The sequence below is a fragment of the Nocardia salmonicida genome, assembly GCF_036142455.1.
Taxonomy (GTDB): Bacteria; Actinomycetota; Actinomycetes; order Mycobacteriales; family Mycobacteriaceae; genus Nocardia; species Nocardia salmonicida.
The window spans coordinates 6768622-6795258 of record NZ_CP108014.1 but is presented as its reverse complement, the minus strand read 5'-3'; the positions used below and the strand labels follow the sequence as shown (position 1 = coordinate 6795258).

The 26637-nt window shown below is 67.6% G+C and carries 25 protein-coding genes and 1 pseudogene; 13 read left to right on the top strand and 13 right to left on the bottom strand.

Annotated elements, in window-relative coordinates; translation table 11 throughout:
- Positions 1-22: 22 nt before the first annotated feature.
- Positions 23-571: a DUF4333 domain-containing protein gene (locus OHS03_RS31880; protein WP_328659125.1), complete on the bottom strand. Its 549-nt coding sequence runs from the start codon at positions 569-571 to the stop codon at positions 23-25.
- Positions 572-835: 264 nt separating this feature from the next.
- Between OHS03_RS31880 and OHS03_RS31875 the strand changes: the two genes are divergently transcribed.
- On the top strand, positions 836-1618 hold the full coding sequence (locus tag OHS03_RS31875; protein ID WP_063004779.1) for a phosphodiesterase: 783 nt from the start codon (positions 836-838) through the stop codon (positions 1616-1618).
- Here OHS03_RS31875 and OHS03_RS31870 read toward each other — a convergent pair.
- On the bottom strand, positions 1595-2509 hold the full coding sequence (locus OHS03_RS31870; protein ID WP_328659123.1) for a LysR family transcriptional regulator: 915 nt from the start codon (positions 2507-2509) through the stop codon (positions 1595-1597). The two genes, OHS03_RS31875 and OHS03_RS31870, sit on opposite strands and share 24 nt — an antisense overlap.
- 83 nt (positions 2510-2592) lie before the next feature.
- Between OHS03_RS31870 and OHS03_RS31865 the strand changes: the two genes are divergently transcribed.
- The 5 genes from OHS03_RS31865 (at position 2593) to OHS03_RS31845 (ending at position 7976) form a co-directional block, all read left to right on the top strand.
- On the top strand, positions 2593-3513 hold the full coding sequence (locus OHS03_RS31865; protein ID WP_328659120.1) for a DMT family transporter: 921 nt from the start codon (positions 2593-2595) through the stop codon (positions 3511-3513).
- 85 nt (positions 3514-3598) lie between these two features.
- The gene (locus OHS03_RS31860) at positions 3599-5728 is read left to right on the top strand and encodes an ABC transporter ATP-binding protein (protein WP_407942430.1); all 2130 of its coding nucleotides are present in this window, start codon (positions 3599-3601) and stop codon (positions 5726-5728) included.
- A complete protein-coding gene (locus OHS03_RS31855) occupies positions 5725-6465 on the top strand; it encodes an energy-coupling factor transporter transmembrane component T family protein (protein ID WP_328659117.1) in 741 nt (246 codons plus the stop codon). Before OHS03_RS31860 ends, OHS03_RS31855 begins: the two co-directional genes overlap by 4 nt.
- A 161-nt stretch (positions 6466-6626) precedes the next feature.
- Entirely contained in the window at positions 6627-7283 is a 657-nt protein-coding gene (locus OHS03_RS31850; protein ID WP_328659114.1) for a DUF8020 domain-containing protein, read from the top strand.
- 51 nt (positions 7284-7334) lie between these two features.
- Positions 7335-7976, top strand: a complete 642-nt coding sequence (locus OHS03_RS31845; RefSeq protein WP_328659112.1) for a cysteine hydrolase family protein — start codon at positions 7335-7337, stop codon at positions 7974-7976.
- Positions 7977-8039: 63 nt separating this feature from the next.
- Here the strand turns inward: OHS03_RS31845 and OHS03_RS31840 are convergent, their stop codons facing one another.
- The 3 genes from OHS03_RS31840 to OHS03_RS31830 all read right to left on the bottom strand — a co-directional run bounded on the left by OHS03_RS31840 (position 8040) and on the right by OHS03_RS31830 (position 10847).
- A complete protein-coding gene (locus OHS03_RS31840) occupies positions 8040-8219 on the bottom strand; it encodes an antitoxin (RefSeq protein ID WP_056818562.1) in 180 nt (59 codons plus the stop codon).
- Positions 8220-8293: 74 nt separating this feature from the next.
- A complete protein-coding gene (locus OHS03_RS31835) occupies positions 8294-10552 on the bottom strand; it encodes an ATP-dependent DNA ligase (RefSeq protein WP_328659110.1) in 2259 nt (752 codons plus the stop codon).
- Between the two features lie 49 nt (positions 10553-10601).
- Positions 10602-10847 (bottom strand): antitoxin, encoded by a 246-nt coding sequence (locus OHS03_RS31830; protein ID WP_056818564.1) that lies wholly within the window; start codon positions 10845-10847, stop codon positions 10602-10604.
- Between the two features lie 250 nt (positions 10848-11097).
- Here OHS03_RS31830 and OHS03_RS34750 point away from each other — a divergent pair.
- Positions 11098-11247 (top strand): annotated as a pseudogene (locus OHS03_RS34750) (helix-turn-helix domain-containing protein); the annotation flags it as partial.
- Entirely contained in the window at positions 11231-11515 is a 285-nt protein-coding gene (locus OHS03_RS31825) for a hypothetical protein (RefSeq protein ID WP_407942429.1), read from the top strand. The pseudogene OHS03_RS34750 and the gene OHS03_RS31825, both read left to right, overlap by 17 nt.
- Positions 11516-11784: 269 nt before the next feature.
- On the opposite strand, the gene OHS03_RS31820 is transcribed toward OHS03_RS31825, so the two are convergent.
- Positions 11785-12918, bottom strand: a complete 1134-nt coding sequence (locus OHS03_RS31820) for an MBL fold metallo-hydrolase (protein WP_056818565.1) — start codon at positions 12916-12918, stop codon at positions 11785-11787.
- Positions 12918-13646 (bottom strand): enoyl-CoA hydratase, encoded by a 729-nt coding sequence (locus tag OHS03_RS31815; RefSeq protein WP_056818567.1) that lies wholly within the window; start codon positions 13644-13646, stop codon positions 12918-12920. Before OHS03_RS31815 ends, OHS03_RS31820 begins: the two co-directional genes overlap by 1 nt.
- Positions 13647-13737: 91 nt before the next feature.
- Here OHS03_RS31815 and OHS03_RS31810 point away from each other — a divergent pair, with 91 nt between their 5' ends.
- Entirely contained in the window at positions 13738-14865 is a 1128-nt protein-coding gene (locus OHS03_RS31810) for an NAD(P)-binding domain-containing protein (protein ID WP_062982533.1), read from the top strand.
- On the opposite strand, the gene OHS03_RS31805 is transcribed toward OHS03_RS31810, so the two are convergent.
- Both OHS03_RS31805 and OHS03_RS31800 read right to left on the bottom strand, forming a co-directional pair.
- Entirely contained in the window at positions 14846-15700 is an 855-nt protein-coding gene (locus tag OHS03_RS31805; RefSeq protein ID WP_056818570.1) for an aldo/keto reductase, read from the bottom strand. The two genes, OHS03_RS31810 and OHS03_RS31805, sit on opposite strands and share 20 nt — an antisense overlap.
- A 101-nt stretch (positions 15701-15801) precedes the next feature.
- On the bottom strand, positions 15802-17313 hold the full coding sequence (locus OHS03_RS31800; protein WP_328664499.1) for a carboxyl transferase domain-containing protein: 1512 nt from the start codon (positions 17311-17313) through the stop codon (positions 15802-15804).
- Between the two features lie 106 nt (positions 17314-17419).
- Between OHS03_RS31800 and OHS03_RS31795 the strand changes: the two genes are divergently transcribed.
- Together OHS03_RS31795 and OHS03_RS31790 are read left to right on the top strand one after the other, a co-directional pair.
- Positions 17420-17698, top strand: a complete 279-nt coding sequence (locus tag OHS03_RS31795; protein ID WP_056818574.1) for a helix-turn-helix transcriptional regulator — start codon at positions 17420-17422, stop codon at positions 17696-17698.
- Positions 17695-18228: a hypothetical protein gene (locus OHS03_RS31790; RefSeq protein ID WP_328659107.1), complete on the top strand. Its 534-nt coding sequence runs from the start codon at positions 17695-17697 to the stop codon at positions 18226-18228. Before OHS03_RS31795 ends, OHS03_RS31790 begins: the two co-directional genes overlap by 4 nt.
- Positions 18229-18288: 60 nt before the next feature.
- Here the strand turns inward: OHS03_RS31790 and OHS03_RS31785 are convergent, their stop codons facing one another.
- Genes OHS03_RS31785 through OHS03_RS31770 form a run of 4 tightly spaced genes read right to left on the bottom strand, consistent with a single transcriptional unit; the run spans position 18289 to position 23494 of the window.
- Positions 18289-18891, bottom strand: coding sequence for a GTP-binding protein (locus OHS03_RS31785; RefSeq protein ID WP_328659105.1), 603 nt, complete (start codon positions 18889-18891; stop codon positions 18289-18291).
- Positions 18872-19246 carry a DUF742 domain-containing protein gene (locus tag OHS03_RS31780; RefSeq protein WP_056818578.1) on the bottom strand — a complete coding sequence of 125 codons (375 nt, stop codon included), beginning with the start codon at positions 19244-19246 and terminating at the stop codon, positions 18872-18874. Before OHS03_RS31780 ends, OHS03_RS31785 begins: the two co-directional genes overlap by 20 nt.
- A 7-nt stretch (positions 19247-19253) precedes the next feature.
- The gene (locus tag OHS03_RS31775; RefSeq protein ID WP_011207200.1) at positions 19254-19667 is read right to left on the bottom strand and encodes a roadblock/LC7 domain-containing protein; all 414 of its coding nucleotides are present in this window, start codon (positions 19665-19667) and stop codon (positions 19254-19256) included.
- The gene (locus OHS03_RS31770; protein WP_328659104.1) at positions 19664-23494 is read right to left on the bottom strand and encodes a sensor histidine kinase; all 3831 of its coding nucleotides are present in this window, start codon (positions 23492-23494) and stop codon (positions 19664-19666) included. Before OHS03_RS31770 ends, OHS03_RS31775 begins: the two co-directional genes overlap by 4 nt.
- A gap of 319 nt (positions 23495-23813) precedes the next feature.
- On the opposite strand from OHS03_RS31770, the gene OHS03_RS31765 reads away from it, so the two are divergent.
- Together OHS03_RS31765 and OHS03_RS31760 are read left to right on the top strand one after the other, a co-directional pair.
- Entirely contained in the window at positions 23814-25859 is a 2046-nt protein-coding gene (locus OHS03_RS31765; RefSeq protein WP_328659101.1) for an AMP-binding protein, read from the top strand.
- An 18-nt stretch (positions 25860-25877) separates the two neighbouring features.
- Positions 25878-26573, top strand: coding sequence for a response regulator transcription factor (locus tag OHS03_RS31760; protein ID WP_056818585.1), 696 nt, complete (start codon positions 25878-25880; stop codon positions 26571-26573).
- Positions 26574-26637: the final 64 nt, after the last annotated feature.

Sequence of the window (26637 nt, the reverse complement as noted above, 5' to 3'; positions counted from 1 at the left end):
CTCGACCGGCGGCCACCGGGGGCTATTCCACGAGTCGCCAGTCGCTGTCACCCTCGTTGCGGGCGGTCACCTCGATCGTGCCCGAGTCGCCCTGCGCATCGAGTGCTGTGCAGGTGAAGGTGCTGCCGACCTCGACGATCTTCAGCCCCTGCCCGCAGTCCACCGTCACCGGAAAGCCCACCTGGGTCGCGACATCGGTCGTGAGTCGGTTCGCGGTCGCGGCGAGGTCGAACACGATGTCACGGGTATTGAACTTCACCGAGCCCTCGTCGTTTTCGACCGTCACATCGACGCGTACGTCGTTGCCGCCGAGGTCGGCGACGCAGACGAAGGTGTCGCCTGCCTTCGGATCGTCGGCCAGTCGTGGGCATTTCACCGAGGAGACCTTGCGCGACATCGACGCGTAGGCGTTGTCGAGCTCCGTCGTGATGTTCTTCTCCAGCGCCCCGTAATCCGGGCCGCCGATCGAGACCGACGCATTGCACCCGAATAGGGCGAGCGTCAACGGAATCGACAAGGCACTCAGTACGACTCGGGTACTGGGATGACGCACAGCATCAGTGTTGGACACATAGACAAAGTTACGCAACGTCGAGCCTCGAACGTACGAGAATGCTCGCGCAGGTTTCCCGCTAGTGCATCGGCGCGCGACGCACGCCGGAACGGCCGGATCCGCGGGCGTGAAAGGTGACACAGACCACTGAACAGGTTTTCGGCCGTGGTACGGCTCATGAAGACGAAAAATCGCAGGTCATCTAGCCTGGAGAGGTGTCGATGAGTCATACCGGCGCACTCTGACGCAACGGAGCGATCCCAGAGAAGAAAGCGACTGCCGATGATCCTGGCGGCTCAGCTCAGCGATACCCACTTCGACCTCAGCGCGCGCAACACCGAACGGGTGGAGGCGGTGATGGGGTACCTGGCGGACCTGCCACGCAGGCCCGACGTCATCCTGGTGACCGGCGATATCACCGATTCCGGCACGCCGGAGCAGTACGCGCAAGCACGCCTGGCACTGCAGGGCGGTGACATTCCCGTGTACCTGCTGCCCGGCAACCACGACGACCGCGTGAACTTCCGCACCGTTCTGCTGGGCGAGCCCGCCTCGACCACCCCTGTCAACAGCGTCCACCGCGTCGGCCCGCTCACCGTCATCATGCTCGACTCGAGCATCCCCGGCGAACCGGCCGGCCTGCTGGGCGAGGACACCTTCGACTGGCTGCGCGCGACGCTCGCCGAGGCGCCAGACGGCCCCATCCTGGTGGCCCTGCACCACCCGCCCAAGCGGGTGTTCAGTCCCGTGGTCGATGTCATCGCGCTCGCCGATCCCGGCCGACTGGCCGCTGTCGTGGCAGGCGATCCACGCGTTGTCGGCATCCTCACCGGCCACGCCCACTCCCCCATCGCGACGACCTTCGCGGGCAAACCCATGATCACCGGCCCCAGCACCGCCTCGGTCCTCGGCGGCGAATGGGAACTGACGCTGCCCCACCGCGTCATGGACTATGCCCCGGACCCGGCCATCGCCCTGCACGTCATCGATGAGAACTTCGGCCTGACAACGCATTTCCGCACAGTGGCGATGGGCGGCTGGCTAGCCGAGCCTCCGCCCGCCTGATCGGCCGTCGACAGCGGCTGCCCGCAGCAACTCCATCGTCCGGGTGACGACCGGGTTGTACGACTCGGAGTCCTTGATGTGCGCGCAGATCGTGCGACGTGGAGTCGGGTTGGTCAGCTCCAGCGCACAGGCACCGGACGGCAGATCCGTGGCGCCGAGGCGAGGGACAACGGTGAGGCCGACACCGCGCGCCACGAATCGCAGCGCGGACGGGTAGTCGGTGGTCTCCACGACGAATCGGGGGGTGAAACCCGCTGCGGCGCAGGCATTCAGCATCGCCTGCCGGCAGGGTCCGTGGCTGGTGTCGTTGTCGATCCAGCGGTACTGCTCGAGTTCGGCGACGTCGACGGTGGTGCGCGCCGCGAGCTCGTGGTCGCCGGGGACCACCACCACGTACGGCTCGGTGATCAGGTCGCGGTGGGAGTAGCCGGAGACCTGGGTTGGTTTGTCGAGGCGCACCGTAAGGGCGATGTCGGGGCGGTTGTCCGCTATCGCGGCCAGTTCGTCGACGATCCGGAGCCGGACCCTGGTGTCGGGGAATTCGTGGGTGAGGGTGGCGACCACGTCGGGCATCCAGTTGGTGCCCGCCGAACTGAACGAGTTGATCGTGATCCGGGCGGCCTTGCCTGCCCGCAGGTCCGACACCGTCGACCCGAGCGCGGTCAACTCGTCGAGCACCTTGGCGGCCTCGCCCGCGATCACCCGCCCCGCCGGGGTCGGCTCCACGCCGCGACCGACGCGTTCCAGCAACCGCAAACCGGTTTCCCGCTGGAGCGCGGTGAGGTGCTGGGAGATCGCCGACGGGGAATAGCCCAGCGTGGCCGCCGCCGCGGCCACCGAGCCGGTCGCGACCACCGAGCGGAAGATCATCAAGCGGTGCGTGTCGATCATAGGACTCCTCGATTCAGTTCTACTGAATATTAGATGGCGAATACCCGCTTGTGCTTACCTCTTCATGGGTCCACCGTAGAGGCATGAAGTCACACCTGCCCGCGCTCGCCCTGGTCGCTGTGATGCTGGCCTGGGCATCGTCGTTCGTGATCATCCGCGGCATCGCGCCCTACGTCTCGCCCGCGGCGATGGCGTCCGGGCGACTGCTCGTCGGTGCGATCGTGCTGGTGCTGGTGCTGGTGTTTCGCGGCGGCCGGATGCCGCGCGGCCTGGCGCTGTGGCTCACGATGGCCTACGGCGCACTGTGGTTCGGGCTGTACACGGTGCTGGTGAACGCCGCCGAACAGCATCTCGACGCGGGCACCACCGCACTCCTGGTGAATATCGCGCCCATCGTGGTCGCGGTGCTGGCGGGGTTGTTCTTGAACGAAGGCTTCCCGCCGCTGCTCGTGGTGGGAATCGCCGTCAGCTTCAGCGGCGCCGCGATCATCGCGTTCACCGGACCGGGGCAGCGCGACCGCGTCGGCGTACTGCTCGCGGTGGCCGCCGCCCTGCTCTACGGGATCAGCGTGGTGGCGCAGAAACTCGTCCTGCGCTCCACCGACCCCCTGACCGCGACAGCCCTCGGCGCGGTGGCCGGTGCCGTCGTCTTGCTGCCGTGGGCACCGAAAATGGCACACGAACTGGCCGAAGCCCCTCTCTCCGCCACCATCGGCGTGGTCTACCTGGGCCTGGTCTCGACCGCCCTCGCCTTCCTGCTGTGGGCCTACGCCCTTGCCCACACCCCTGCGGGAGTGACTGCCTCATCGAGCTACGCCGTCCCCGCGCTCGCAATCGTTATGTCATGGATCTTCCTCGCCGAGGTCCCCACTCTCACCGCACTGCTCGGTGGCGCACTGTGCCTGACCGGCGTCGCGATCGCCCGTTTGCGGCCGAGTATGTTCCACCGACGCCCACAGACCGCACCGATAGTCCAGGACGGTACGGCCCCGGCCTATCGGTAGCCACCGCTGCCATCTACCGGCAAACCCACACAAACTCCACATCAGCCCCACACCCGCAACCGCGACCCCCTGGCAGACTGGACACGTGAGAGACAAGCCCGCGGGTCTGCCCAGCGGTCCCCTGCGCCCGATCGAACTGGCAAGCGGCGCGGTGATGGCCGGACTCACCGTCGGCCTCATCACCGTCGGCTCACTGGTTCCCATGGCTGCCGCCCTCCAACTCGTCGCGGCAGTGCCCTTGGGCCTGCTCGCCCAGCGGTATCGATTGCGAGCGCTGGTCACCGCCACGATCGCGGCGACGCTGGTCACCTTCGTCGCCGCCGGTGTGATGCCGGCTCTCGGCGTCATGGGCGCGGCCACCATGGCCGGAATCATCGGAACGGTGAAACGCCGTGGCGGCGGATTCCCCGCGGTGCTCGCTCTCGGAGTCGTCGCGGGCGTGGGCTGGGGAGTGTTCTCCGTCGGCAGTCTGCTGCTCTTCTCACGAACCAGGGACCTGTTCTTCGAAGCGTTCCGCAACACCGCCAAGGGCATCGAGAATCTGGCGGGCCGGACGCCTGCACTGGAGCCGCTCGGCCGCATGGCCGCCGAGGCCGTCGACGTGGTGCTGCGCTGGTGGTGGATCTACATCGGTACCACGGTGGCGCTCGGCGTGCTGGTCAGCACGGTGATCTCCTGGTTCGTTCTCGGGGCGGTACTCGATCGACTGGCATGGCTGCCGGGCAGCGATCGGCTCGACGCGCCGCCCGACGATCGGCCGGTGGGACCGCTGCCGGTGTCTCTGCACGGGGTCGGCTATCGGTACAAAGGCACCAATATCGATGCGTTGGCCGATATCGATCTCACCATCCGGCCGGGCGAGTTCGTCGCCGTCGTCGGGCACAACGGATCCGGCAAGTCGACGCTGACCAGAGTTCTGGCAGGCAGGCCGCCGACATCGGGCGCGGTGGACCGCCCTGGTTCGGCGGGCCTGGGCGCGCTCGGCGGGACCGCGCTGGTCCTGCAACGTCCCGAGAGCCAAACTCTCGGCGTCTCGGTCGCCGACGATGTCGTGTGGGGACTGTCGGCGGAATCGGCCGCCGAGGTCGACGTCGACGCGCTGCTCGCCGAGGTCGGCCTCGCCGACATGGGCGCCCGCGAAACCGCCACCCTCTCCGGCGGCCAGCAACAGCGTCTGGCCGTGGCCGCCGCGCTCGCCCGCCGCCCGGCTCTGCTCATCGCCGACGAAGCCACCTCGATGATCGATCCCGACGGCCGCCGCGAACTCGTCGCGTTGCTGGCCGAACTCCCGCGCCGACACGGCACCGCCGTGGTCCTGGTGACCCACCACGAAGCCGACGCGACCGCCGCCGACCGGGTGATCCACCTCGCCGACGGGCGCATGGTCGACCATCTCGCGAGCTGGCCACACCCCGTCCGCGACCAGCGCCGCAGGCCGATGGGTGCCCTCGTGCTCGAACTCGCCGACGTGCACCACACCTACAACCGCGGCACGCCGTGGGAGGCACCGGCCCTGCACGGCGTCGACCTGTCGGTCCACAAGGGCGAGGCACTCCTGATCGTCGGCGGCAACGGGTCGGGCAAGTCGACGCTGGCCTGGATCATCGCGGGGCTGATCGCGCCGAGCTCGGGACGTTGTGAACTGCGCGGCACCGCGGTCGACAAGCAGGTCGGCGGGGTCGCGCTGGCCTTCCAGCACTCCCGGTTGCAACTACAGAAGCAGACCGTCGGCGCCGAGATCGCCGACTGGGGTGGACGGGCGACCGGGTCGGGCGCGGTCGGGCAGGCACTGGACGCGGTGGGCCTGGATCGCCGCCTCGCCGCTCGTTCCGTCGAGGAACTCAGCGGCGGGCAGGCCAAGCGGGTGGTCCTGGCCGCCATGGTGGCGAGTCGTCCGCAGGTGGTCGTCCTCGACGAACCACTGGCGGGCCTGGATCCACAGGGTCGCGCAGAGATCGTGGAACTGCTTGCCCGGCTGCGGGATTCGGGTCTGACGTTGGTCATCATCTCCCACGACGTCGCCGAGATGTCCATGGTCTGCGACCGCACGGTGCACCTGGACGGCGGCGTCGTGGTCTCGGCGGACGGCCACGCGATCCCGAGAACCGAACGCGCACTGGAGAAATCAGCTTTCGTGGCCGGTCTGCCCCTTGGCCGTCGCGGTGACGAAGGCGCGACGGCACACACCAGCGCACCGAAAGGCACCACCCCATGAGCACAGTGCTGCTGCGTGAAGTACCGGTCGACAGCGTCGTGCACCGCCTGTGGGCAGGCACGAAGATGATCGCGGCGTTCCTGATCAGCCTGCTGCTGATGTTCCTGCCGTCCTGGCCGGTACTCGGCGTGATCACGGCTTTCCTGGTCCTCATCTGGGTGCTCGCGCGGCTGCCGCTGGGCGCGATTCCCCGACTGCCGTGGTGGTTCTGGGGACTTGTCGCGCTCGGCGGTCTGATCAACGCGCCGATCGGGATGAAGGCGGTGCTCGGCTACATCCAGATCTTCGTGTTCGGACTGGTCCTGGTGGCCGCCTCGTTCCTGATCGCCTTCACCACCCCGATGGGCGAGATCGCCCCCGCGCTCGCGAAACTCGGTGCGCCGTTGCGTAGATTGCGGCTGCCCATCGACGAATGGGCCGTCGTGGTGGCACTGACGCTGCGCGGATTGCCGCTGTTGTTGGACGAGATCCGGGTACTGCGCGCCGCACGCAAGCTGCGGCCCAAGGACAACCTGCTGCACCGCGCCGCCGACAACCCGCTCATCGACATCCTCACCGCGTGCATGGCGGTGTCGTCGCGGCGGGCGGGCGAACTCGGCGAGGCGATCACCGCACGTGGCGGCACGGGAATGCTGACAGCGCACCCGAGCGCACCGCACCGTCGGGACGCGATCGCCCTCACCCTCGTGGTCGCGGTCTGCGCGGGCGCGGTGCTGCTCAGCAACGTCATCGGCTGAGCCACTCCGCAATACCCCGAATTCACTGCCCCGAAACCCTATGGCGAGATATGGTTCGTCACGAAAATCGAGCTAGGCAGCTTCACGCGCCGGTCACGAGCTTTCTCGGGGGAAATCACGCCACGGCGCTTGTTCGAACACTCACGCCTGATGAACTCCAGATGGGAAATGTTCATATGATCATCCGCAAGATCGCCGCGGCCGCCATCCCGATGCTCGCTGCTGCCCTGGTGGGAACCGGAGTAGCCGGTGCCGACCCGGTGACGCCGAACGTCGAGTACCGCACCGAGGTCGTCGGCAACACCCTCATCACCACCCTGACGCACGGCACCTTCACCGTCACCGGCGGTGCGGTCGACATCCGCGACGAAGCGGGCGCCACCCTGGTCTCGATGCCGCTGTCGGTCCGCGACGGCAAGTTCGAATACCCGCTGCCGCATACGGTTCGCGAAGAGGGCCACGTACTCGAGCTGACCGCGGTGAAGGACGTCGCCGCGGCGAAGCCCAACCTCACGCCGGTCGCCTCGCCCGCCGAGAACTACGCGGCACAGGCGAATTTCGCGTCGACCTTCGGCCTGGCCACCGCCGTCGGCAGCTTCGTCGGCATGGGCCTCGGCGCGGTGATCGGCCTGGTCGTCGGCGGTGTTCTCATCCCCGGCGTCGGCGCGATTCCAGGCTTCGTCACCGGCGCCTCCGTCGGCGGCATCATCGGCACGCTCATTGTCGGTGGACCCGCGCTGGTCATCGCCGGGATGGACCTGATCAACACCATGCAGGCACCGGCAGGCACCACACAGTGGGCAACCCAGACCAAATAGTCTGTGCCACAGTCTGATTCCCCCGTCGCACCGACGCCTACACTGGCGTCGGTGCGACAAGGAAACGGACTCGACATTCCCGAAACCCTCGGCGATCTGTGCGCGCCCGACCGGATGGCGCTGATCGTCTACGACATGCAGGTCGGTGTCCTCGGCCAGCTGCCCGACGGGCAGGAGATCACCGATCGTGTCGTGCGAGTGGTCGAGGCCGCCCGGCGCGGCGGCTATCCGGTGATCTTCCTGCGGCACTTCTTCCCGCCGCGGCGACTGACCGGCGTGTACGGGATGCGGCTGCTGATGAGCTGGCAGAACGCCGAATCCGTCGACGACGTAGCCTTCATTCTGCAACGCGATACGCCCGCGTTCGAGCTGGTGCCGGAGCTGGTGCCGCGCGAGGACGAGCTGGTCTTCGACAAGATGTCGATGTCGGCGTTCGAGGGCACACCGCTCGCCACTCTGCTGCGCGATCTGAAGATCGGCTCCTACGCCATCGCCGGGGTCGCGCTCGAAATCGGGATCGCGCCCACCGTCACCCACTCCACCGATCTGGGTTTCGTGCCCGTGGTGATCGCTGACGCCTGCGGCGGTCGCGACAAGGAAGCGATGGCGCGGGCCTATGACGACTTCGCGTTCCAGGGCAATGCGCTGGTCACCGATATCGAGACGATCTCCGGCCTGATGGCCGGGAACTGACAGCGCGGCAAACAGTCAGCGTGCGGATTCGGCGGGCCGGTGATCATCGGCCCGCCGAGACGATCAGGCCTTCTCGCGCAGGGCGTTCTTGGCCGCGTCCTGGGCGGAATCCACCTGGCCGCTGAACTTGCCGCCGGTCTTCTCGTCCACCACGTCACCGGCCTTGTCGATGACGCCGTCGACCTTGTCCGCATGCTGAGCGGCCAGGTCCATCGCCTTGCCGGCCAGGTTCTTGAAATCCACCGCGTACTCCTCGTTGATTCGACACCGGGTACAACGCGATAACCGTAGCAACATCGCAGATTTCGCGGTGAGCATCATCGTGGCGAACTCGTCACACCGTCCCACACGGGGTGCCACAGGCGTCCGGTGTCGGTCCAGGCCTGGAAGCGGACCGTGCCGGTGAGCTCGGGGGCGACCCATTGCGCGTCGTGGCGTTCGTCGGCGGTCATCTCGTTGGTGAACGGTGAAGTCGCGCGCCGCAGCCCGGCCAGCTCGGCGGCGATCCGCCGCGCTTGTTCGTCACCGAATCCGGTCCCCACCCGGCCGACGTAGATGAGGCCGTCCTCGTGTGGCATCCCGAGCAGCAGCGACTTGAACGGCCGCTTGTCGCTGCGCCGCCACCCGCCGACCACCACCTCGCGCGAGCGCCAGTTGCGCTGTTTGAGCCAGGTCAGGCTGCGCTTGCCCGGCTGGTACACCGATTCCCGCCGCTTGGCGACGACCCCCTCCTGCCCCTGCTCGCGACTGACCTTCATCGCCTCGGCCCCCGAACCATCCAGCAGCGCAGTGACATTCATCGATGGCGACAGTTCGCCCAGCGCCTCGAGCACAGCGCGACGGTCGGTGTACTTCTTGCGCAGCAGGGAGGTGCCGTCGAGGTAGAGCACGTCGAACGCGACGAACACCGCACGGGCCGAATCCGCTTGCAGCGCCGAGATATCCGAGAGTCCGTCATCATCGAGCACCACCGCTTCGCCGTCCAGCACCACCTGGTGCCCGGCCAGTTCCTCGCCGAGAACAGCCAGGCGCGGATACCGGGCGGTCACCGTGTTGCCCGCGCGACTGCGGACAGTGACCGCGCCGTCGTCGATCTCGACGATCACCCGGAAGCCGTCCCACTTGGTTTCGAAGGCCCAATCCGTGGGGGTCAGCGATTCGACATCGCCCGCGGTGGCCAGCATCGGCGACAATCCTCGCGGGAACCCTTTGTCCACCAGGGGTTCCCGACGTACTTGATCGCGCATCAGGTGCATGAGCCACTGGTCGCCCTTGGTCTGGATGAACGCGTAGCGGCCGGACACACGCTCTCCATCGAGTTCGACGATCACCTCGTCGGAGCGCCACTTCTCGGTGATATAGGTGCCCGAATCCCAGATCGTCATCTCCCCCGCGCCGTATTCGCCTTGGGGAATCGCACCGTGGAAGTGCAGGTATTCGAGCGGATGGTCCTCGGTGCGCACGGCCAGGCGATTGTGTTTCGGTTCCGTCGGCGGGCCCTTCGGCACCGCCCAGGAGGCGAGGACGCCGTCGTGCTCGAGGCGCACATCCCAGTGCAGGCGACGGGCGTGATGTTCCTGGATGACGAAGCGATTGCCAGGGCCGGGTTCCGGCGCGGCCTCGGGGACCGGCTCGGGCGTGCGCTTCGGGTCGCGCATGCTGCGGTATTCGGTCAGCGAGTCGGGGCGGGCCGGCAGTGGCGGATCGAGATCGGCCAGCAGGTCGCCGTCGGCCTTCCAGCGGGCGAGTACCTCGTCGAAACGTAACTGACGCAACGTATCCGCGTCTTCGATCTCGGCCCAGGCACGCGGGGCGGCCACGTTGGGTTCGGCGCGACCGCGCAGCGAGTAGGGGGCGATGGTGGTCTTGGCGGCGTTGTTCTGGCTCCAGTCCAGGAACACCTTGCCTCGCCGGGCCACCTTCGCCATGGTCGCCGTCACCAGATCAGGTTGCAGCGCTTCGAGATTGGCGGCCACCTGCTTGGCGACGGTGGACGCGCCACGCGAACTCAGCGGCCGATCCAGCGGCACGTAGACGTGGATGCCCTTGCTGCCGCTGGTCACCGGGAACGCCCGCATGCCGATATCGGCGACCATCTCCCGCACCGCCAGCGCGACCTGCGCGCATTCGGCCAGCCCGGCACCGGAACCGGGGTCGAGATCGAACACGATCCGGGTAGCCGGGCCGCGGTCGTTCGCGTCGAAACGCCATTGCGGCACATGGATTTCCAGCGCCGCCTGCTGTGCGAGCCAGGCCATGCCCGCCTCGGAATCGATCAGCGGGTACACCACCCGGCGGCTGGAATGCTCGATCGCGGCGCGGTGGATCCACGCGGGCGCGTGTTCGGGCAGGTTCTTCTCGAAGAAATCGGAGTGGTCGACGCCGTTCGGCCACCGTTTCCTGGTGACCGGGCGACCGACGAGATGCGGCAGCGCCGCCTCGGTGATCGCCGAATAGTAGGCGATCACTTCGCCTTTCGTGGTACCGCTCTCCGGGTACAGCACCTTGTCGAGGTTGCTGAGCTCAACCTCGATGTCCGGTTCACCCGGTGCACCCCGAAATTCGCGGCGGACCATCGACGTGATCGCCAGTGGCGGGGACCGCTAGCGGTCCCCGCGCACCGAATCAGGCCTTGGGTCCGGGATCTGTCGGAGCGGGGCCGCCGTTGGTAGTGCCGGGGCCTGCCTGCGGAGGCACGACCTTCTTGGCCGCGTCCTTGCCCTTCTCGATCTTGTCGCTGTACTTGCCCTTGGTTTTGTCATCGATGAAGGTGCCGGCCTTGTCGACCGCCTCATTGATCTTGTCGGCGTTCTGTTCGACCGCAACCTTGCCCTTACCGAGCAAGCCCTTCAGCGTATCCACGAGACTCATCTGACCGTGTTCCTTTCAAGAGGAGATTCTGTGCCGCTCGGTGTTTCATCAGAAAATCTGATCGAACGTAAGCACACATCAGCACTGTCGCGGCCCGACCGCCGACATGGATCGAAATATGTCTCACCGCTATGACATCGTAACCGCTATCGGTGAGCAGCAACGATACCCAGCGGGAAGGAGTTGATCGCTGATGTCGAGGTTCGACATCCCTGACGGATGGACGATGCAGGCCTAACGATTCGCGCTCGACCCCACCCCGCGACAACAACCGGTACTCCGATCGCATTGCGGTGCATCCAGGTTCGCGTTCAACCACATGCTCGCCGGTCACCACACCCAGTGGTCGGGTCGATGTCGGGGTCAAAGCGGACGCACTTCTGGTGATCGCGACCCCTGACGGTTGTGAGGTCGCTCGTGTTCGAGCGCCGAAACCCCTGACTGCCGCGCAGGCCCGGCTGCGGGTATTGCAACAGCGAGCGGCGCGTCAGCGGGGCCCTTATGATCCGATTTCGAAAACCCGGCGGAAGCCATCGAAGCGGTGGCGGGCCACCACGGCACGGATCGCCCGCACGCACGGGCGGGCCGCCGCAGTCCGCCGCGATGTTCTCCACAAGACCACCACTGAACTGGCCCAGCAGTACCGGGTGATCACCGCGGAACACTGAACGCGGCCGGGATGCGATCCGCGGGCGGTGCCCGGAAGAAGGGGTTGAACCTGACCCTCGCCGACCGCGTCTATAGCTGTGAGTCTTGTGATCTGTCGATTGATCGTGATCGTAATGCCGCGATCAACCTCGCCCGACTCGGCGAGACCTACCTCTTGATGGTGGGCGAACCCCGACGCAGCGTGAGCTGGATTCGGCGGGGACCGCTTCACCTCAAGGTGCGGCTGCCTGATGGAGCCTCACTCGTGTTCGCTCACCACAGGCAACGGTCACTCCACATCTTCCCACCACGAATCCCGTGGTGGGAGGTCATTCGGAACCACCCTCTGGCCCGGCTTGGGCACTACCACCGGAGTACCCGCATCGGCGGCGGCCGACACAAAGCGCCGGACCGGTTCGGACCAACCGTGGAAAGCCAGATTGAACGTGGCCCAGTGGATCGGGACCAGCAGTCCGTAGGAAGCGTCGCCCAGGCACAGGTCGGCGTGCGCGCGCACCGCCTCTTCGGGGTTCATGTGCACATCGGTCCAGCGCTCGTCGTAGGCGCCGATGGGCAGCAGTGTGAGATCGAAGGGGCCGAGCACCGCGCCCGCCTGGGAAAACGCCTTCGTGTAGCCGGTGTCGCCGCCGAAGTAGACCCGCTTGGTCGGGCCCGACAGCGCCCACGACGCCCACAGCGTGGTGTTGCGGACCAGGCCGCGGCCGGAGAAATGCCTGGCCTCGGCACAGGTGATGGTGAGCCCACGGTCGTCGGCGTCATGGCCGAGCGAGACCGAGCCACCCCAGTCGAGCTCGATGATCCGGTATTCGGGCACGCCCCACTGGCGCAGGTGGGCGCCGATGCCGGTGGGCACGACGAACGGCGCGAGCTGGGTGCGGACGAGCTCGTCGACGGTGGCTTTGTCGAGGTGGTCGTAGTGATCGTGGGAGATGATCACCGCGTCGACCTGCGGCACCTGCGACAGCTCACCGGGGACCGGGTGCAGACGGGCCGGGCCGACCACCGGGGACGGGGAGACCCGTTCGCTCCACACCGGGTCGGCCAGCACGCGGTAGCCGTCGAGTTCGACCAGCGCGCTCGCATGTCCGTACCAGGTGACCGCGAGGTCGGCGGCCTGCTCCGGAACGGCGGGGGTGACCAGTGGGACAGGGTTCGCCGGGCGGCCGATACTGCCCTTGGTGAGCCCCGACCAGATCAGCGACGGTGCGGCACCGGCGGCGAGCATGGAGCTCGGCTCGGTGTTGTGGAAACGGCCGTCGCGGTAGGAGGACTTGCCGATCGCGGTCGGCGCGATCGCCGACGGACTCGCGCCGATCGAGGTGGGCAGACCCCAGACCGCGCGTGCCACCCAGGCGAGACCGAAGGTGCTCGCCACCGAACCCGCCAGGCGTGTGATGCGCATCAGCGGCCCACGAACTTCGCCGGGCGCTTCTCCTGTCGGGCCAGGCGGCCCTCTTTGGCATCGTCGCTGCTCCACGCGGCTTCCAACGCGGCCCGCTGCTGATCGCTCGCCGGATCGCCGGTGCCGTCGTCGTTGAGCATCAGTTTCATGGCTTGCAGCGACAGCGGCGCGAGTGCCGCGATGGACTTGGCCCAGTCCTTGGCATCGGCGAGCGTGCCGAGCTTGTTGGCGAAGCCGTAGGCGTAAGCGTCTGCGGCGGAGACGGATTCGGCGCCGAGCAGGATCGTGCGGGCGGGGCCGCCACCGATCAGGGCCGCCAGCCTCGATACCGTCCAGCGATCCACCGAGATGCCGAGCTTGGCCGCGGGCACCGCGATGTAGGCGTCGGGCTCGATCACCCGGAGGTCCGAGGCCAGCGCCAATTGCACACCCGCGCCGAGCGCGCCGCCGTTGATCGCCGAGATCACCGGAACCGGAACGGATTCGATGGTGTGCAGCATGTCGAGCAGACCGCCGAGGAACGACTCCGAGTACACCCCCGACAGATCGGCGCCCGCGCTGAAGATCGGCCCGCGGCCGGTGAGCACGATGGCGCGCGCACCTTGCGCCACCGCGTCGAGTACCGCGGCGCGCAACTGGCCGACCAGGTCGTCGTTGAGCGCGTTGCGCCGTTCCTCGCGCTGCAGTTCGATGGTGACCACATCACCATCGCGAGTCACGCCGAGCATGCATCCTCCCCAGAATCAGCGGATTTCGTGGATGTTCACACTCTGCCACAGCCCGCCGACAACGCCCCGCAAGGCGATAGCATCGACCGCTGTGGTCGATGACTATTCTGCCCCAGACATCCTGGTGATCGGTGCGGGTCAGGCGGGACTGTCCGCCGGTTACCACCTGCGCAAGCTGGGTCTGGCGCCCGAACGCGATTTCCGCATCGTCGACCACGCACCGGGGCCAGGGGGCGCCTGGCAGTTCCGATGGCCGTCGCTGACCTTGACGACGGTGAACCGAGTGCACGATCTGCCGGGGATGTCGTTCGCCGAGACACTGCCCGCCGGATCGGAGTCGGCGCGAGCGGCCACCGCGGTGCCGCACTACTACGAGCTCTACGAAAAGCGCTTCGACCTGCGGGTTCAACGACAGGTGACGGTGAAAGTAGTGTGCGATCGGACCGCTGATGGCAAGAGCTGCGCGGGCCGCGGCGAGGTACTACAGGTCGAAACCGAGGGGGCGGGCACCCTGCGTGTGCGGGGGCTGATCAACGGCACCGGCACCTGGGAGCACCCGTTCATCCCCCGCTATCCGGGCGCCGATACCTTCGCGGGCCGCCAACTGCACACCCGCGACTACCGCACCGCCGACGAGTTCGCGGGCAAACATGTGGTCGTCGTCGGTGGGGGAATCTCGGCGGTGCAGTTGCTCGACGAAATCTCGCTCGTGAGTTCCACCACATGGGTTACCAGGTCGGAGCCACGGTGGCGGGAGACGCCGTTCGCCGAGCAAGACGGGCGCGACGCGGTGGCCTTGGTAGAGGACCGCGTACGCGCGGGACTGCCGCCCGGCTCGGTCGTGTCGGTGACCGGACTGCCCCTCGACGAGCGATTGCGGGCCGCGCGCGAGCGGGGTGCGCTGCGGCGGTTGCCGATGTTCGAGCGGATCGAGCCCACCGGCGTGCGATGGGCGGACGGCAGTTTCCAGGCCGCCGACGTCATCCTGTGGGCGACCGGTTTCCGCAGCGCACTGGATCACTTGGCGCCGCTGCGGCTGCGCGGACCCGGCGGCGGGATCACCATGACCGGGCGATTGGCCACCCAGGTGGCCGTCGACCCGCGCATCCATCTCATCGGCTACGGACCGTCGGCCAGCACGATCGGCGCCAACCGGGCGGGCCGGGCCGCGGCGCGCGAACTGACCGACTACCTCGGGATCAGTCCAGACCGACGCTGAATGTGGCCGGATCGCCGCCGACCCGCTTGCCCGCGTCGAGGCGGCTGATCGACTCCATCGCCTCGGCATCGAGCTCGAAGGTGAACACGTCGAAGTTCTCGGCGATCCGCGACGGCGTGACCGACTTCGGGATGACGATATTGCCCAGTTGCAGGTGCCACCGGATGATGACCTGCGCGGGCGTGCGCTCGAGTTCCTTCGCGATGCCGACGATGGTCGGGTTGTCGAGCAGCGCGCCCTGCCCGAGCGGGCTCCACGCCTCGGTGGCGATCGCGTGATTGGCGCCGTACTGGCGCAGGTCACGCTGGGCAAGCGTGGGATGCAATTCGATCTGGTTCACCGTGGGGACCTCGCCCGCGTCGGCGATCAGGGTCTCCAGGTCGATCACCCGGAAGTTGGAGACACCGATCGAGCCGATCCGGCCCTGCGCCTTCAGCGCCTGGAACGCGCGGAACGTGTCGACGTAGCGTCCGGCGGACGGGACCGGCCAATGGATCAGATACAGGTCGAGATAGTCCAGGCCGAGGCGTTGCATGCTGGTATCGAAGGCGCGCAGGGTGCTGTCGTAGCCCTGGTCTGCGTTCCACAGCTTGGTGGTGATGAAGAGTTCGTCGCGGGGAATCCCCGATTCACCGACGGCGCGGCCTACGCCTTCCTCGTTTCCGTAGACCGCGGCCGTATCGATGCTGCGGTAGCCGACCTTCAACGCCTCGGCCACCACCCCGGTGACGTCTTCCGCGGGCACCTGGAACACACCGAAGCCGAGCTGTGGGATCACGTTCCCGTCATTGAGCACGATGGTGGGGACAGGGCTGCTCTCGCTGCGGAAGGTCACCCTCTCGAAGGTAGAAGTGGTTCGGTGTGGCGTCAACGACGGCGCGTCGCGTGTTTCCCCCTCGCTCGTAGCGGGGCGCTGGTCAGGGGATCGCCCCCGGTTCAGTACCCGGCTCCGGCAAGTCCGATTCGCCGGTATCGAGCCTGCCGCATCGTGCGCAATTCGGCGGGCTCGTGGGTGCGCAGCGCTGCCAGTTCCGCGGCGATCGCGAGAACCGTGCGGCGAGCGAAGGCGACGGGTTCGTCGGCGGCGTCGGGATACTCCTCGACGATCTGGTCCACCACGCCGTCTTCGAGCAGGTCCGCCGATCTGATGCCCTGCGCCGCAGCCATTTCCGGCGCGTGAGTGGTGTCGCGGAACACGATGGCGCTCGCGCCTTCCGGCGGCAGCGGGGCGAGCCAGCCGTGCCTGGCGGCGAGCACCCGGTCGGCGGGCAACAGCGCGAGCGCGCCGCCGCCGGTGCCCTGACCGAGCAGCACGGAGACCGTCGGGGTGTCGAGAGTGACGAGATCGGCCAGGCAGCGGGCGATTTCGGGAGCGAGGCCGCGTTCCTCGGCTTCTTTGGACAGGGCAGCGCCGACGGTGTCGATGACGAGCACCAGCGGCAACCGCAATTCACGTGCAAGGACCATCGCGCGCCGCGCCTCGCGCAGGGCGGCCGGGCCCATGGTGTGCTCGCCCTCCTGGCCGGATCGGTCGTGTCCGAAGACGACGCAGGGTTGTCCGGCGAAGCGTGCGAGGGCGAGCAGCACCGTGCGATCGGACTCGCCACGGCCGGTGCCGCTGAGCGGAACCCGTTGCGTCGTATGGCGAAGCAGGTCCCGAATGCCCGGTCTGCCCGGCCTGCGCGAGCTGAGCACCGAATCCCAGGCGCTCGCAGTCGGATTCGCCGGTGTCGCCGGACTACGCACCGGCGCAGCCCAACCCGGCTCGGTCGTCACCGGAACAACGGCGCCGCCCGCGACGCTCATCGCCCGGTGCGCGATGCGGCGAAAGATCTCCACCGTCACCACTCCGTCGATCACACCGTTGCGATAGAGGTTCTCCGCGGTCTGCACGCCGGGCGGAAAAGCCTTGCCGTACAACGCCTCGTACACGCGCGGCCCGAGGAATCCGATGAGCGCGCCGGGCGCGGCGAAGGTGATGTGTCCCAACGAACCCCACGAGGCGAACACCCCACCCATCGTCGGATCGCGTAGGTACACCAGATACGGATGCCCCGCCGCCTTGTGCACAGCCACCGCGCCGGCGATCTTCACCATCTGCACGAAAGCGACTGTCCCCTCCTGCATCCGAGTGCCGCCGGAGGTCGGCGAGGCGATCAGCGGCAGGCCGAGTTCGGTAGCGCGCTCGACCGCGCGCACGATTCGCTCCGACGCGGCCACCCCGATCGACCCGGCCAGAAACGCGAACTCACAGGCGATCACCGCGACCCGGCGCCCCCGCAACAACCCCTCCCCCGTCAACACCGCCTCATCGGTACCCGCCCGTTCCGCCGCGGCGACGAGCTCCTGCCGATAACGCGGCGACATCACAGGCTCGATCGGCGCACGATCCCAGCTCACGAAAGAGTCCGCGTCGAGCAACTGTTCGAGCAGGTCATCGGCCGACATATGCACGCTGTGAGCGTAGCCGGACCGGATTCGAGTGGTTCACACAATCGTGGCGTCGCGTTGCCACACCTTGACTTTCTGTTGTGTTTTTACAACACTTTGTTAGGTGAGCCCAGTCAGACGAGGGGAAACCCTGCCGATCTTCAATCGCATCGCCGTGTTGCGCGCGGAGCATCGGATGAGCAGGGCGGCGCTTGCCGAGGCCGTCAACGTCAATGTCCAGACGATCGGCGCGCTCGAGCGTGGCGATCACTACCCGAGCCTCGATCTGGCGATGCGCATCTGCGATGTGTTCGCGCTGCCGGTCGAAGTCGTGTTCTCCCGCAAGGAATTCGGGCCGTTGTCGGCCGAGCTCTACCCACGCACGAAAGGCGAGATGCCATGACCAGCACGCTCATCGACCGCTACCAGAATTACCGCGTCCGGCGCTGGCTGGCCCAGGAGCAGCAGACCTCGGGGATGCTGAGAAGCTGGCGACCGCTGCGTCGACGGCGGATTCTCGTCGTCGTCGTGACTATCGCACTGCTCGGGCTCGCGGGCGCGGGGGTGATTCGCGCGCTGGACCTGTCCGGCGCGCCCGTGATCGCGCTCATCTCGGCGCTGCTGTTCCTGCCGAGCTGGACGATGTTGCGGATCGCGTCGGGCGGGCAGGACCACGCACCCGACCAGATGCTCGACGAACTGGAGATCACCGAGCGCAACAAGGCACGTTCGGTGGGGCTCGCGCTCACCCAGTCGCTGACCATGCCGCCACTGGCGTACCTGATCTTCGGCAGCACGTTCTCACCGGAGACCGACGCCTACAACATCGCCTACGCGGGCGGACTGATGATGCTGGCCACGATCATGGCAGGCGGCTGTGCACCGGCGATGATCCTCGGCTGGACCCGGCCCGATCCCGAACCAGAGTCCTGACCGGACACGGCCCGAACGAGGGCGGGGCTGCGGCCTTCATCGCGGCAGCCCCGTCTCACGTCAGTGGCCCTGCATGACCTTGCGCAACGCGTACTCGGTCAAGGCGACCAGGGCCTGCTTGGCCGGTTCCCGGCGACGGGCGTCGATCGACATGATCGGCACGTCGGCGGGAACCGCGAGGGCCTGGCGGATGTCCTCGAGCGGGTACTTCGGCGCGTCGTCGAACTCGTTGAGCGCCACCAGGAACGGCAGCCCGCGGGCCTCGAAGTAGTCGACAGCGGCGAAGCTGTCTTCGAGCCTGCGGGTGTCGACCAACACCACGGCGCCGATGGCACCGCGGATCAGGTCGTCCCACATGAACCAGAACCGATACTGGCCCGGCGTACCGAACAGGTACAGGACCAGGTCGTCGGCGAGGCTGATGCGACCGAAGTCCATCGCCACCGTGGTGGTCGATTTCTGCGGAATACCGGTCAGGTTGTCGATTCCGGTACTGGCGTTGGTGACCAACGCCTCGGTGCGCAGCGGAACGATCTCCGACACCGCGCCGACCATCGTGGTCTTACCCACGCCGAAGCCGCCGGCGACCACAATCTTCGCCGAAGTCGGCTTGGCCGTGCGGGTGTCGACCTGCGCCGTCGAATCAAATACGCCGGAGTCCACTGAGAACCCTTTCGATCAGCTCGCGACGTTCATCGTCGCTGGAATCGTCTTTCAAAGTTGCCGAAACCCGGACATGACCGGCCTCGATCAGGTCGGCTACGAGTACCCGGGCCACCCCGATCGGGATGTACAGCTGGGCAGCTATCTCGGCAACGGACGGCGATTGCCTGCACAACTCCACGATGGACGTTTCGAGGTTGTTCAGTTCGTACTGCCGCTCCATGGCGACCGGATGCGATGCGACGAGTGCCTCCAGCGCCAACTCGACCGCCGGCCTGGTGCGGCCGGCAGTCAAGGAGTACGGGCGAACGAGGCTGGGCTCGGCGCTCCCCATGCGGTGATCGTCTATGTCCATCCCACCATCAGGAACCCATCGTGACGCGAGGCGTGGCCTGGACCGTCTGGCCAACGCGCTCGACCAGAAGTGCCATTTCGTAGCCGACCTGACCGATGTCACACGAGGTGTTGGTCAGGACCGCTAGATATGAGCCGTCGCCGACTGCCATGAGCAGCAGGTATCCGTGCTCCATCTCGACGACGGACTGGAGTACCGTACCGCCTTCGAACAGATTCGACACGCCGACGGACAGGCTGGCAAGTCCGGCGGTCACAGCGGAGAGCTGCTCGGCGCGGTCGACCGGGAGCTGAGCGCTCGCGGCCATCAACAGTCCGTCAGCCGAGACCAGGACGGCATGGGCTACGCCAGGAACCTCGTTGGCGAAGTTCGAAACCAGCCAATCCAGCTGACGGTTCGTACCACCTAGATCGGGGTTCATCGGTCTCCTTTATCTCCGGTTAGGTTCATTGCCTTCATTGCGCGGCCATCCCGGACGCCCTGCTGGTGACGACTCAGGCTGTTGCGGATCGTGGCGGGATCGCGTTGCTGCGGAGTGCGATCGGCGGTGCCGCTCACACCACCCGGCACAAGCCTCCCGCCCGGACTGCGCTGAGGCAAGCCGGCGGCGGTACGCACCTCGGACTGGGCTTCGCTCGCCGCGCGAGCAGCCTCCCAGCCGTCATCACCGGGTGATTCGAAGGACGCGGCCATCTGGTTCCGGTCGGAATTCTCGTCCGTGAGCCACGACGACATCATCTCCGCGAAGATCGGTGTTCCGCCCATCACGGAATCACCTTCCGGTGCCGGCTGCAACCTGGTCTGGAAGAACGACGCAGCCTTGACCGGATTGGACCGGAAGCTGTGCCGACCCGGATCACGCCCTGCCGACGCAGCGTTATCCGGCCCCGCAGGGTCCCGATCCCGTTGCGGCAGAGCCACTCCTGGCCCGGCGGTCGCCTGCGGTACAACACTAGCCCCGGGATCGCGCTGCGGCAGCCCATTCGGCGCAGCCGCACGTTGAGGCAGTCCGTTGGGTGCGTCCCGCTGCGGTTGACCCACGGCCGGGGCGCGCTGCGGCAGACCGTTGTCGGCCGGATCCTGCTGCGGCGCAGGGGTTGCGCGCTGCGGCAGGCCGTTGGCCGGACGGGCGGGCTGGGCCCGCTGCGGCAGGCCGTTGGCCGGATCACGTTGGGGCAGACCGCCGGTCGGCTCACGCTGCGGCAGGCCGTTGGCCGGATCACGCTGCGGCAGACCACCGGTCGGCTCACGCTGCGGGAGGCCGGTCGACGGGTCACGTTGGGGCAGACCACCGGTCGGCTCACGCTGCGGAAGACCGCCGGTCTGATCGAGCCTGGGCAACCCACCGGACTGATCCCGATTCGGCAGACGCGGCGCGGGATCGCGCTGCGGCAGACCGCCTGCGGGATTGCCACGCTGCGGAAGACCGGTCGACGGATCACGCTGCGGCGGCGTGGCATCACGCTGCGGTGCGGCGCTTGCCTGACCACGCTGCGGCAATCCGGTCGACTGCGACGGATCACGCTGCGCACTCGCGGGGTCACGCTGCGGCAGACCCGTTGCCGGATCACGCTGCGGAAGACCACCGGTCGGCTCACGCTGCGGCAGGCCGTTGGCCGGATCACGCTGCGGCAGACCACCGGTCGGCTCACGCTGCGGGAGGCCGGTCGACGGGTCACGCTGCGGCAGACCACCGGTCGGCTCACGCTGCGGCGGCCGCGGTGCCTGGTCGCGCTGCGGCAGCCCGACCGAAGGATCACGCTGCGGGGCGCCGTTGGCGCCCGGCGAACGCTGCGGCAGACCACCAGGGGTGCTCCCCCGATGCTGTGCCGGATCGCGCTGAGGCGGTGCCGAATCACGCGGCGACTGAGCCTGCGGCTGCGCGGAGTCGCGCGACGGCGCACCGTTGGCACCCGGCTGACGCTGCGGCAACCCACCGGCCTGCGGCGATCCACCGAGCTTCTGCTCGGTCGGACCCTGCTGACCCGGCCCGGCGGGCGGACGCGGCGGCACACCCGGCGCCAGATTGCGCTTGGGCAGATTCGCCGCGGCGAGCTTGCCGCGCTGCGGCACGTTCGTCTGTCCCGGCGCGGGCGGGCGCAGCGACGGCGACGACTGCTCGGTCGCGTCCTGAGCAGCGCCCGCAGCCATCGAGTTACCCGGCTGGCGCTGCGGCAACCCACCACCGGCACCCGCCGGCCCGCTGACGCCGGGATCCACGGTGACCATCACGTTGCCACCCGGGGTGCGGGTGATCGCGCGGGTCTGCATGGTGCTCGGCTGATGCTGCGGGTTCGGCTGCTGCTGGGGCGGTGTCTGCGGGCTCGGCTGTTGCTTCTGCAACTGCTGTGGCGGGATCACGGTGCCGCCGGCCACCGCGACGATCAGGCCGACCGGCACATGCACGGTGACGGTGACGCCGGGATCGCGGGCGGTATCGAAGGTCGGGCGAAGTCGCACGGTGAGACCGTGGCGCTCGGCTAGTCGGCCCACCACGAACAGACCCATGTGGCGGGCGGTGTCGGGACCGGGCTCGGCGGTCTGGCCGAGCCGGTGGTTGATCTCCGACATCTCAGCGGGCGGCATACCGATACCGCGGTCGGCGACCTCGATCAGCAGGCCCTGGTCGTGTGCCTGGGCGAAGGTGAACTTGACGTCGGTCTCGGGCGGGGAGGCCCGCAGCGCGTTGTCGAGCAACTCGGCGAACAGGTGCGCCATGTCGGAGGCGGCCGGTTCGACCAGCGAGCCGCGCGGCGTGGCGCCGAGCTTGACCCGCTCGTAGTCCTCGACCTCGGAGATCGCGGCGCGCAGCACGTCGGCGATCTCGACCGGAGCCGACTTCGTCCGGCGCTGCTTGGTACCGGCCAGAATCAGCAGGTTGTCACCGTTGCGGCGCATGCGCGCGGCGAGGTGGTCGAGCCGGAAGAGGTTCTCGAGCAGGCGCGGGTCCTTCTCGTCGTACTCCATCGCCTCGATGAGGGTGAGCTGATGGTCGACGAGCGACTTGGAGCGCCGGGCCAGAGTCTCGAACATGTCGTTGACCTGCGAACGCATCTGCGCCTGGTCACTGGCCAGACGCAGCGCCTGACCGTGGATATCGTCGACGGCGCGGGCGAGCTGGCCGATCTCCTCGTCGGAGCGCACCGGCATCGGCTCCAGCGGCACGTCCTCGGGCGCGGCACCGTTGCGGAGCTGGGCGACCTCGTGCGGCAGATCGGACTCGGCGACGCGCAGCGCGGCAAGACGAAGGCGGTGCAGCGGCACGATCATCGAGCGGGCGACGAACACGGCCAGCAGCAACGCGGCCAGGATCGTCGCGATGACGACCGCGGTATAGGTCCAGGCCCCGGTGGCGGCCGCGCCTGCCAGCTCGTCCATCGAGGACTCGATCGCCCTGGTGGCCTCGTTGACGACGCCCTCGTAGCCGATGAGGCTGGTGTACAGCGAAGTACGCAGGTCGCTGACGGGCAACTTGCCTGCCTGCACTTCGGGACTGCTGATCAGGTTCTTCCGGACGTCGGCCTGTGCCTTCAGGTCGGCGATGACCCGGTCACCGGCCGGGAAGCGGATGGCGAGCACTTCGAGCAGGTGGTTCTCGGTGCTGACGCCGGTGAGAAAATTCTGCGATCCGGTCGGCAGACCACGCAGCATCTCGGAGAGCCCGGCGAGCTCGTCGACGAGGAGCGAGCGGGTGTTGAGAGAGTCGACCAGTCGCAGCTTGGCCGTATCCATCACTGGATCGCTCACCTGCGCCACGGTCGTCTCGACGATGTCGACGCTTTCCTTACGCATCTGCTCGACCGAGGCCAGCGCGGGCTCGGCCGACGTGGTCAACGCCGTGCCCTGCCCACGCACCGTCTTGGCCTGGGTGATCATCCGTTCCAGCGCGGAGTGCGCCTTCGGCAGATCGATCAACTTGCCGTGGGCGACTTCGGCCGAAGCGATGGCGGCGTCGAGCTCGGTGAGGTCCTTCTCGGTGACCAAGCTGATTCCGGGGCCTGCGGGCACTATCTGGCTGCCTGCGACCTTCGCGGTGCTCGCGCTCAGCGCGGTGACCGCAGGAATCGTGTCGATCTGCTCATTGATGCTCGACAGCCGGTTGGCTTCCGAGAACTCCGAGGTAATTCTCGACACGCCGAGCCCGACCGCGACCGCGAGTGGCACGGCAAGCACGGCCGTAACCTTCCAACGCAGGTCCCAGTTGCCGAGCGCCCAGCGTTTACTGCCGGACCTAGCGGCGTCACGCATCTCCCACTCACTTTCCAAACTGGCCTCGTACCGTACGCCTGAGGCGAACCTCCACAGGCGCGATGGTGGCTCGCCAGTGGCTGCTGGCCGAGAACTACGGCTGGCCGAGAAATTGCGTCTACGACTGCCCGAATAAGTGACATCGGATTCTAACGGATCAATAACTTCTTGGCTGACTCCCGGTCGAGGTCCGCTCCATGACCAGCCCGTTGTAGGCAAAACCAAAGGTCGCGGCACCCCCTCGGGTGTCGCGTGAAGTCTGCCACAATCATCTGGATCTATCGAGCGGGCATCGAAGCGAGGCTAGGGAGTCACGGGGTTGGACACCGAACACGAGTACCGGCCGGTCTATCAGACCAGCCTGGTCGACCCAGCCGACTTCTGGTCCGCCGCAGCTCAGAGCATCGAGTGGGATGTCGAACCCCAGCAGATCGTCGATGCCGCCGATAAGCGATCGGCCCGATGGTTCCCCGACGCCCGCCTCAATACCTGCGTGAACGCCCTCGACCGCCACGTCCGAGCGGGCACTGTCGACGAGGGTGGACACGCTGATCGACCCGCCCTCATATATGTCTCCGCTATGACGGACACCACCACGATTTACACCTACGCCGAATTGCTCGACAAAGTGGCCGAGTTCGCCGGGGCCATGCGCGATCTCGGTGTGGTGGCCGGTGATCGAGTGGTGATCTATCTGCCGATGATCCCCGAAGCGGTGATCTCGATGCTGGCGTGTGCCCGCATCGGCGCGGTGCACTCGGTGGTGTTCGGCGGGTTCGCCGCGCCCGAACTCGCCGCCCGCATCGACGACGCCGAGCCGGTCCTGATCGTCACCGCCTCGGGCGGGCTCGAACCCCATCGCCGGATCGACTACCCGCCGATCGTGATGGCCGCGCTCGACCTCGCCGAGACCGCGTCGGTGCGCACGGTGATCGTCAAGCAGCGACCCGAGTTCACCACGATCGAGTTCCCCGCCGCCCTGCCCGCCACCGACGTGCTGCCGTCCTCGGAGCAGACCGTCGCCGCCCGCTGGGTCGATTGGGATGCCTGCGTCGACGGCGTCGCGCCCGCCGATCCGGTCTCGGTGGCCGCCACCGATCCGCTCTACATCCTCTACACCTCGGGCACCACGGGAAAGCCGAAGGGCGTGGTGCGCGACAACGGCGGACACGCGGTGGCGCTGGCCTGGTCGATGCGCAACATCTACGACGTCGGCCCTGGTCAGGTGTTCTGGGCCGCCTCCGATGTGGGCTGGGTCGTCGGCCACTCCTACATCGTCTACGCGCCCCTGCTGGTCGGCGCGACGACGGTGCTCTACGAGGGCAAGCCCGTCGGCACCCCCGACGCGGGCGCGTTCTGGCGGATCATCGACGAGCACGACGTGCGGGTGCTGTTCACCGCGCCCACCGCGTTGCGCGCGATCCGCCGTGCCGACCCCGACGCCACCGCGGCCAACCGCTACGACCTGTCCCGGCTGCGCGCGCTGTTCTGCGCGGGCGAGCGGCTCGATCCGGCCACCCTCGAGTGGGCGACGAGCACCCTGCTCGCCGAGCATCCCGACACCCCGGTGATCGATCACTGGTGGCAGACCGAGACCGGCTGGCCGATCTGCGCCGACCCGCTCGGCCTGCAGGAACTGCCCGTCAAGCCCGGTTCGGCGAGTGTGCCGGTGCCCGGCTACCGGCTGCGGGTACTCGACGCGAACGGCAACGCGGTGCCCACCGGAACCGAGGGCAACATCGTCATCGGGCTGCCGCTGCCGCCCGGCTGCCTGACCGGGTTGTGGCGCGACCGGGAACGCTTCATCCGCTCGTACCTGTCGGCCTTCCCCGGCCACTACCTCACCGGCGACTCCGGCTACTTCGACGAAGACGGCTACCTCTACGTCCTCGGCCGCAGCGACGACGTGATCAACATCGCCGGGCACCGACTGTCGGCGGGCAGCATCGAGGCCGCCATCGCCGGGCACGAGGCCGTCGCCGAATGCGCGGTGATCGGCATGCCCGACGAACTCAAGGGCAGCCTGCCGCTGGCGTATGTGGTGCTCAAGCAGGGCGTCGACATCGACCAGCAGCAACTGCGCGCCGAACTCGACGACCGGGTCCGCGCCCAGATCGGTGCGATCGCCACCCTGCACGACTCGATCATCGTCACCGGCCTGCCCAAGACCCGCTCGGGCAAGATCCTGCGCAAGACGATCCGTCAGCTCACCGCGGGCGAACACGTCGAAACCCCGGCGACCATCGAGGATCCCCACGTCCTGACGGCCCTCGCCGACCGCATCCTCGCCAACCCCCCGCTCGGCAGCCTCACCACAACCGCCACCCCCGAACAGGACAACGACCCGGTTTCCCCGACCCCGTGACCACCTAAGATCACCCTCGTGACTTCCTCTACGGTCCTCGTGGTCGATGACGACGAGGACGTTCTCGCCTCGGTCGAACGTGGCCTGCGACTGTCCGGGTTCCGGGTGCTGGTCGCGCGCGACGGCGGCGCCGCGCTGCGAGCCGTCGCCGAGCAGGCGCCCGACGCGGTGGTCCTCGACATGAACATGCCGGTCCTCGACGGTGCGGGGGTCGTCACCGCCCTGCGTGCGATGGGCAACGACGTACCCATCTGCGTGCTCAGCGCCCGCGCCTCGGTGGACGACCGGATCGCGGGCCTCGAATCCGGCGCCGACGACTACCTGGTGAAGCCGTTCGAGCTCGCCGAACTGGTGGCCAGGATCAAGGCCCTGCTGCGCCGTCGCACCGACACGCCCGACCCCGTAGCGCCCGGTGCGCTGACTGTCGGCCCGCTGCTGGTCGATGTCGCGGGATATCGCGCTCTCCTGCGTGGACGCGAAATCGAGCTCACCAAAAGGGAATTCGAATTGCTGTCCACGCTCGCCCGGAATGCCGGTGTGGTGTTGACGCGCGAGCGACTGCTGGAATTGGTGTGGGGTTACGATTTCATAGCAGATACGAATGTGGTCGATGTGTTCGTCGGATACCTGCGCAGGAAACTCGAAATAGATGACACGCCAAGGATTTTGCACACGATTCGCGGGGTGGGTTTCGTACTCCGGGAATCGAAATGATCCCCGAACCTCCGCTGAAACATCGTCGCAGACAATCGTTTTCGCTCCGGACCAGAGTCGCCGG

What these genes read in the sequence shown, in the direction of transcription:
- OHS03_RS31770 (WP_328659104.1), bottom strand. Translation starts at nt 23,494, where the DNA reads ATGCGTGACGCCGCTAGGTCCGGCAGTAAACGCTGGGCGCTCGGCAAC.
- OHS03_RS31855 (WP_328659117.1), top strand. Translation starts at nt 5,725, where the DNA reads ATGAGCACAGTGCTGCTGCGTGAAGTACCGGTCGACAGCGTCGTGCAC.
- OHS03_RS31875 (WP_063004779.1), top strand. Translation starts at nt 836, where the DNA reads ATGATCCTGGCGGCTCAGCTCAGCGATACCCACTTCGACCTCAGCGCG.
- OHS03_RS31850 (WP_328659114.1), top strand. Translation starts at nt 6,627, where the DNA reads ATGGGAAATGTTCATATGATCATCCGCAAGATCGCCGCGGCCGCCATC.
- OHS03_RS31835 (WP_328659110.1), bottom strand. Translation starts at nt 10,552, where the DNA reads ATGGTCCGCCGCGAATTTCGGGGTGCACCGGGTGAACCGGACATCGAG.
- OHS03_RS31820 (WP_056818565.1), bottom strand. Translation starts at nt 12,918, where the DNA reads ATGCGCATCACACGCCTGGCGGGTTCGGTGGCGAGCACCTTCGGTCTC.
- OHS03_RS31830 (WP_056818564.1), bottom strand. Translation starts at nt 10,847, where the DNA reads ATGAGTCTCGTGGATACGCTGAAGGGCTTGCTCGGTAAGGGCAAGGTT.
- OHS03_RS31815 (WP_056818567.1), bottom strand. Translation starts at nt 13,646, where the DNA reads ATGCTCGGCGTGACTCGCGATGGTGATGTGGTCACCATCGAACTGCAG.
- OHS03_RS31865 (WP_328659120.1), top strand. Translation starts at nt 2,593, where the DNA reads ATGAAGTCACACCTGCCCGCGCTCGCCCTGGTCGCTGTGATGCTGGCC.
- OHS03_RS31790 (WP_328659107.1), top strand. Translation starts at nt 17,695, where the DNA reads ATGACCAGCACGCTCATCGACCGCTACCAGAATTACCGCGTCCGGCGC.
- OHS03_RS31775 (WP_011207200.1), bottom strand. Translation starts at nt 19,667, where the DNA reads ATGAACCCCGATCTAGGTGGTACGAACCGTCAGCTGGATTGGCTGGTT.
- OHS03_RS31800 (WP_328664499.1), bottom strand. Translation starts at nt 17,313, where the DNA reads ATGTCGGCCGATGACCTGCTCGAACAGTTGCTCGACGCGGACTCTTTC.
- OHS03_RS31870 (WP_328659123.1), bottom strand. Translation starts at nt 2,509, where the DNA reads ATGATCGACACGCACCGCTTGATGATCTTCCGCTCGGTGGTCGCGACC.
- OHS03_RS31780 (WP_056818578.1), bottom strand. Translation starts at nt 19,246, where the DNA reads ATGGACATAGACGATCACCGCATGGGGAGCGCCGAGCCCAGCCTCGTT.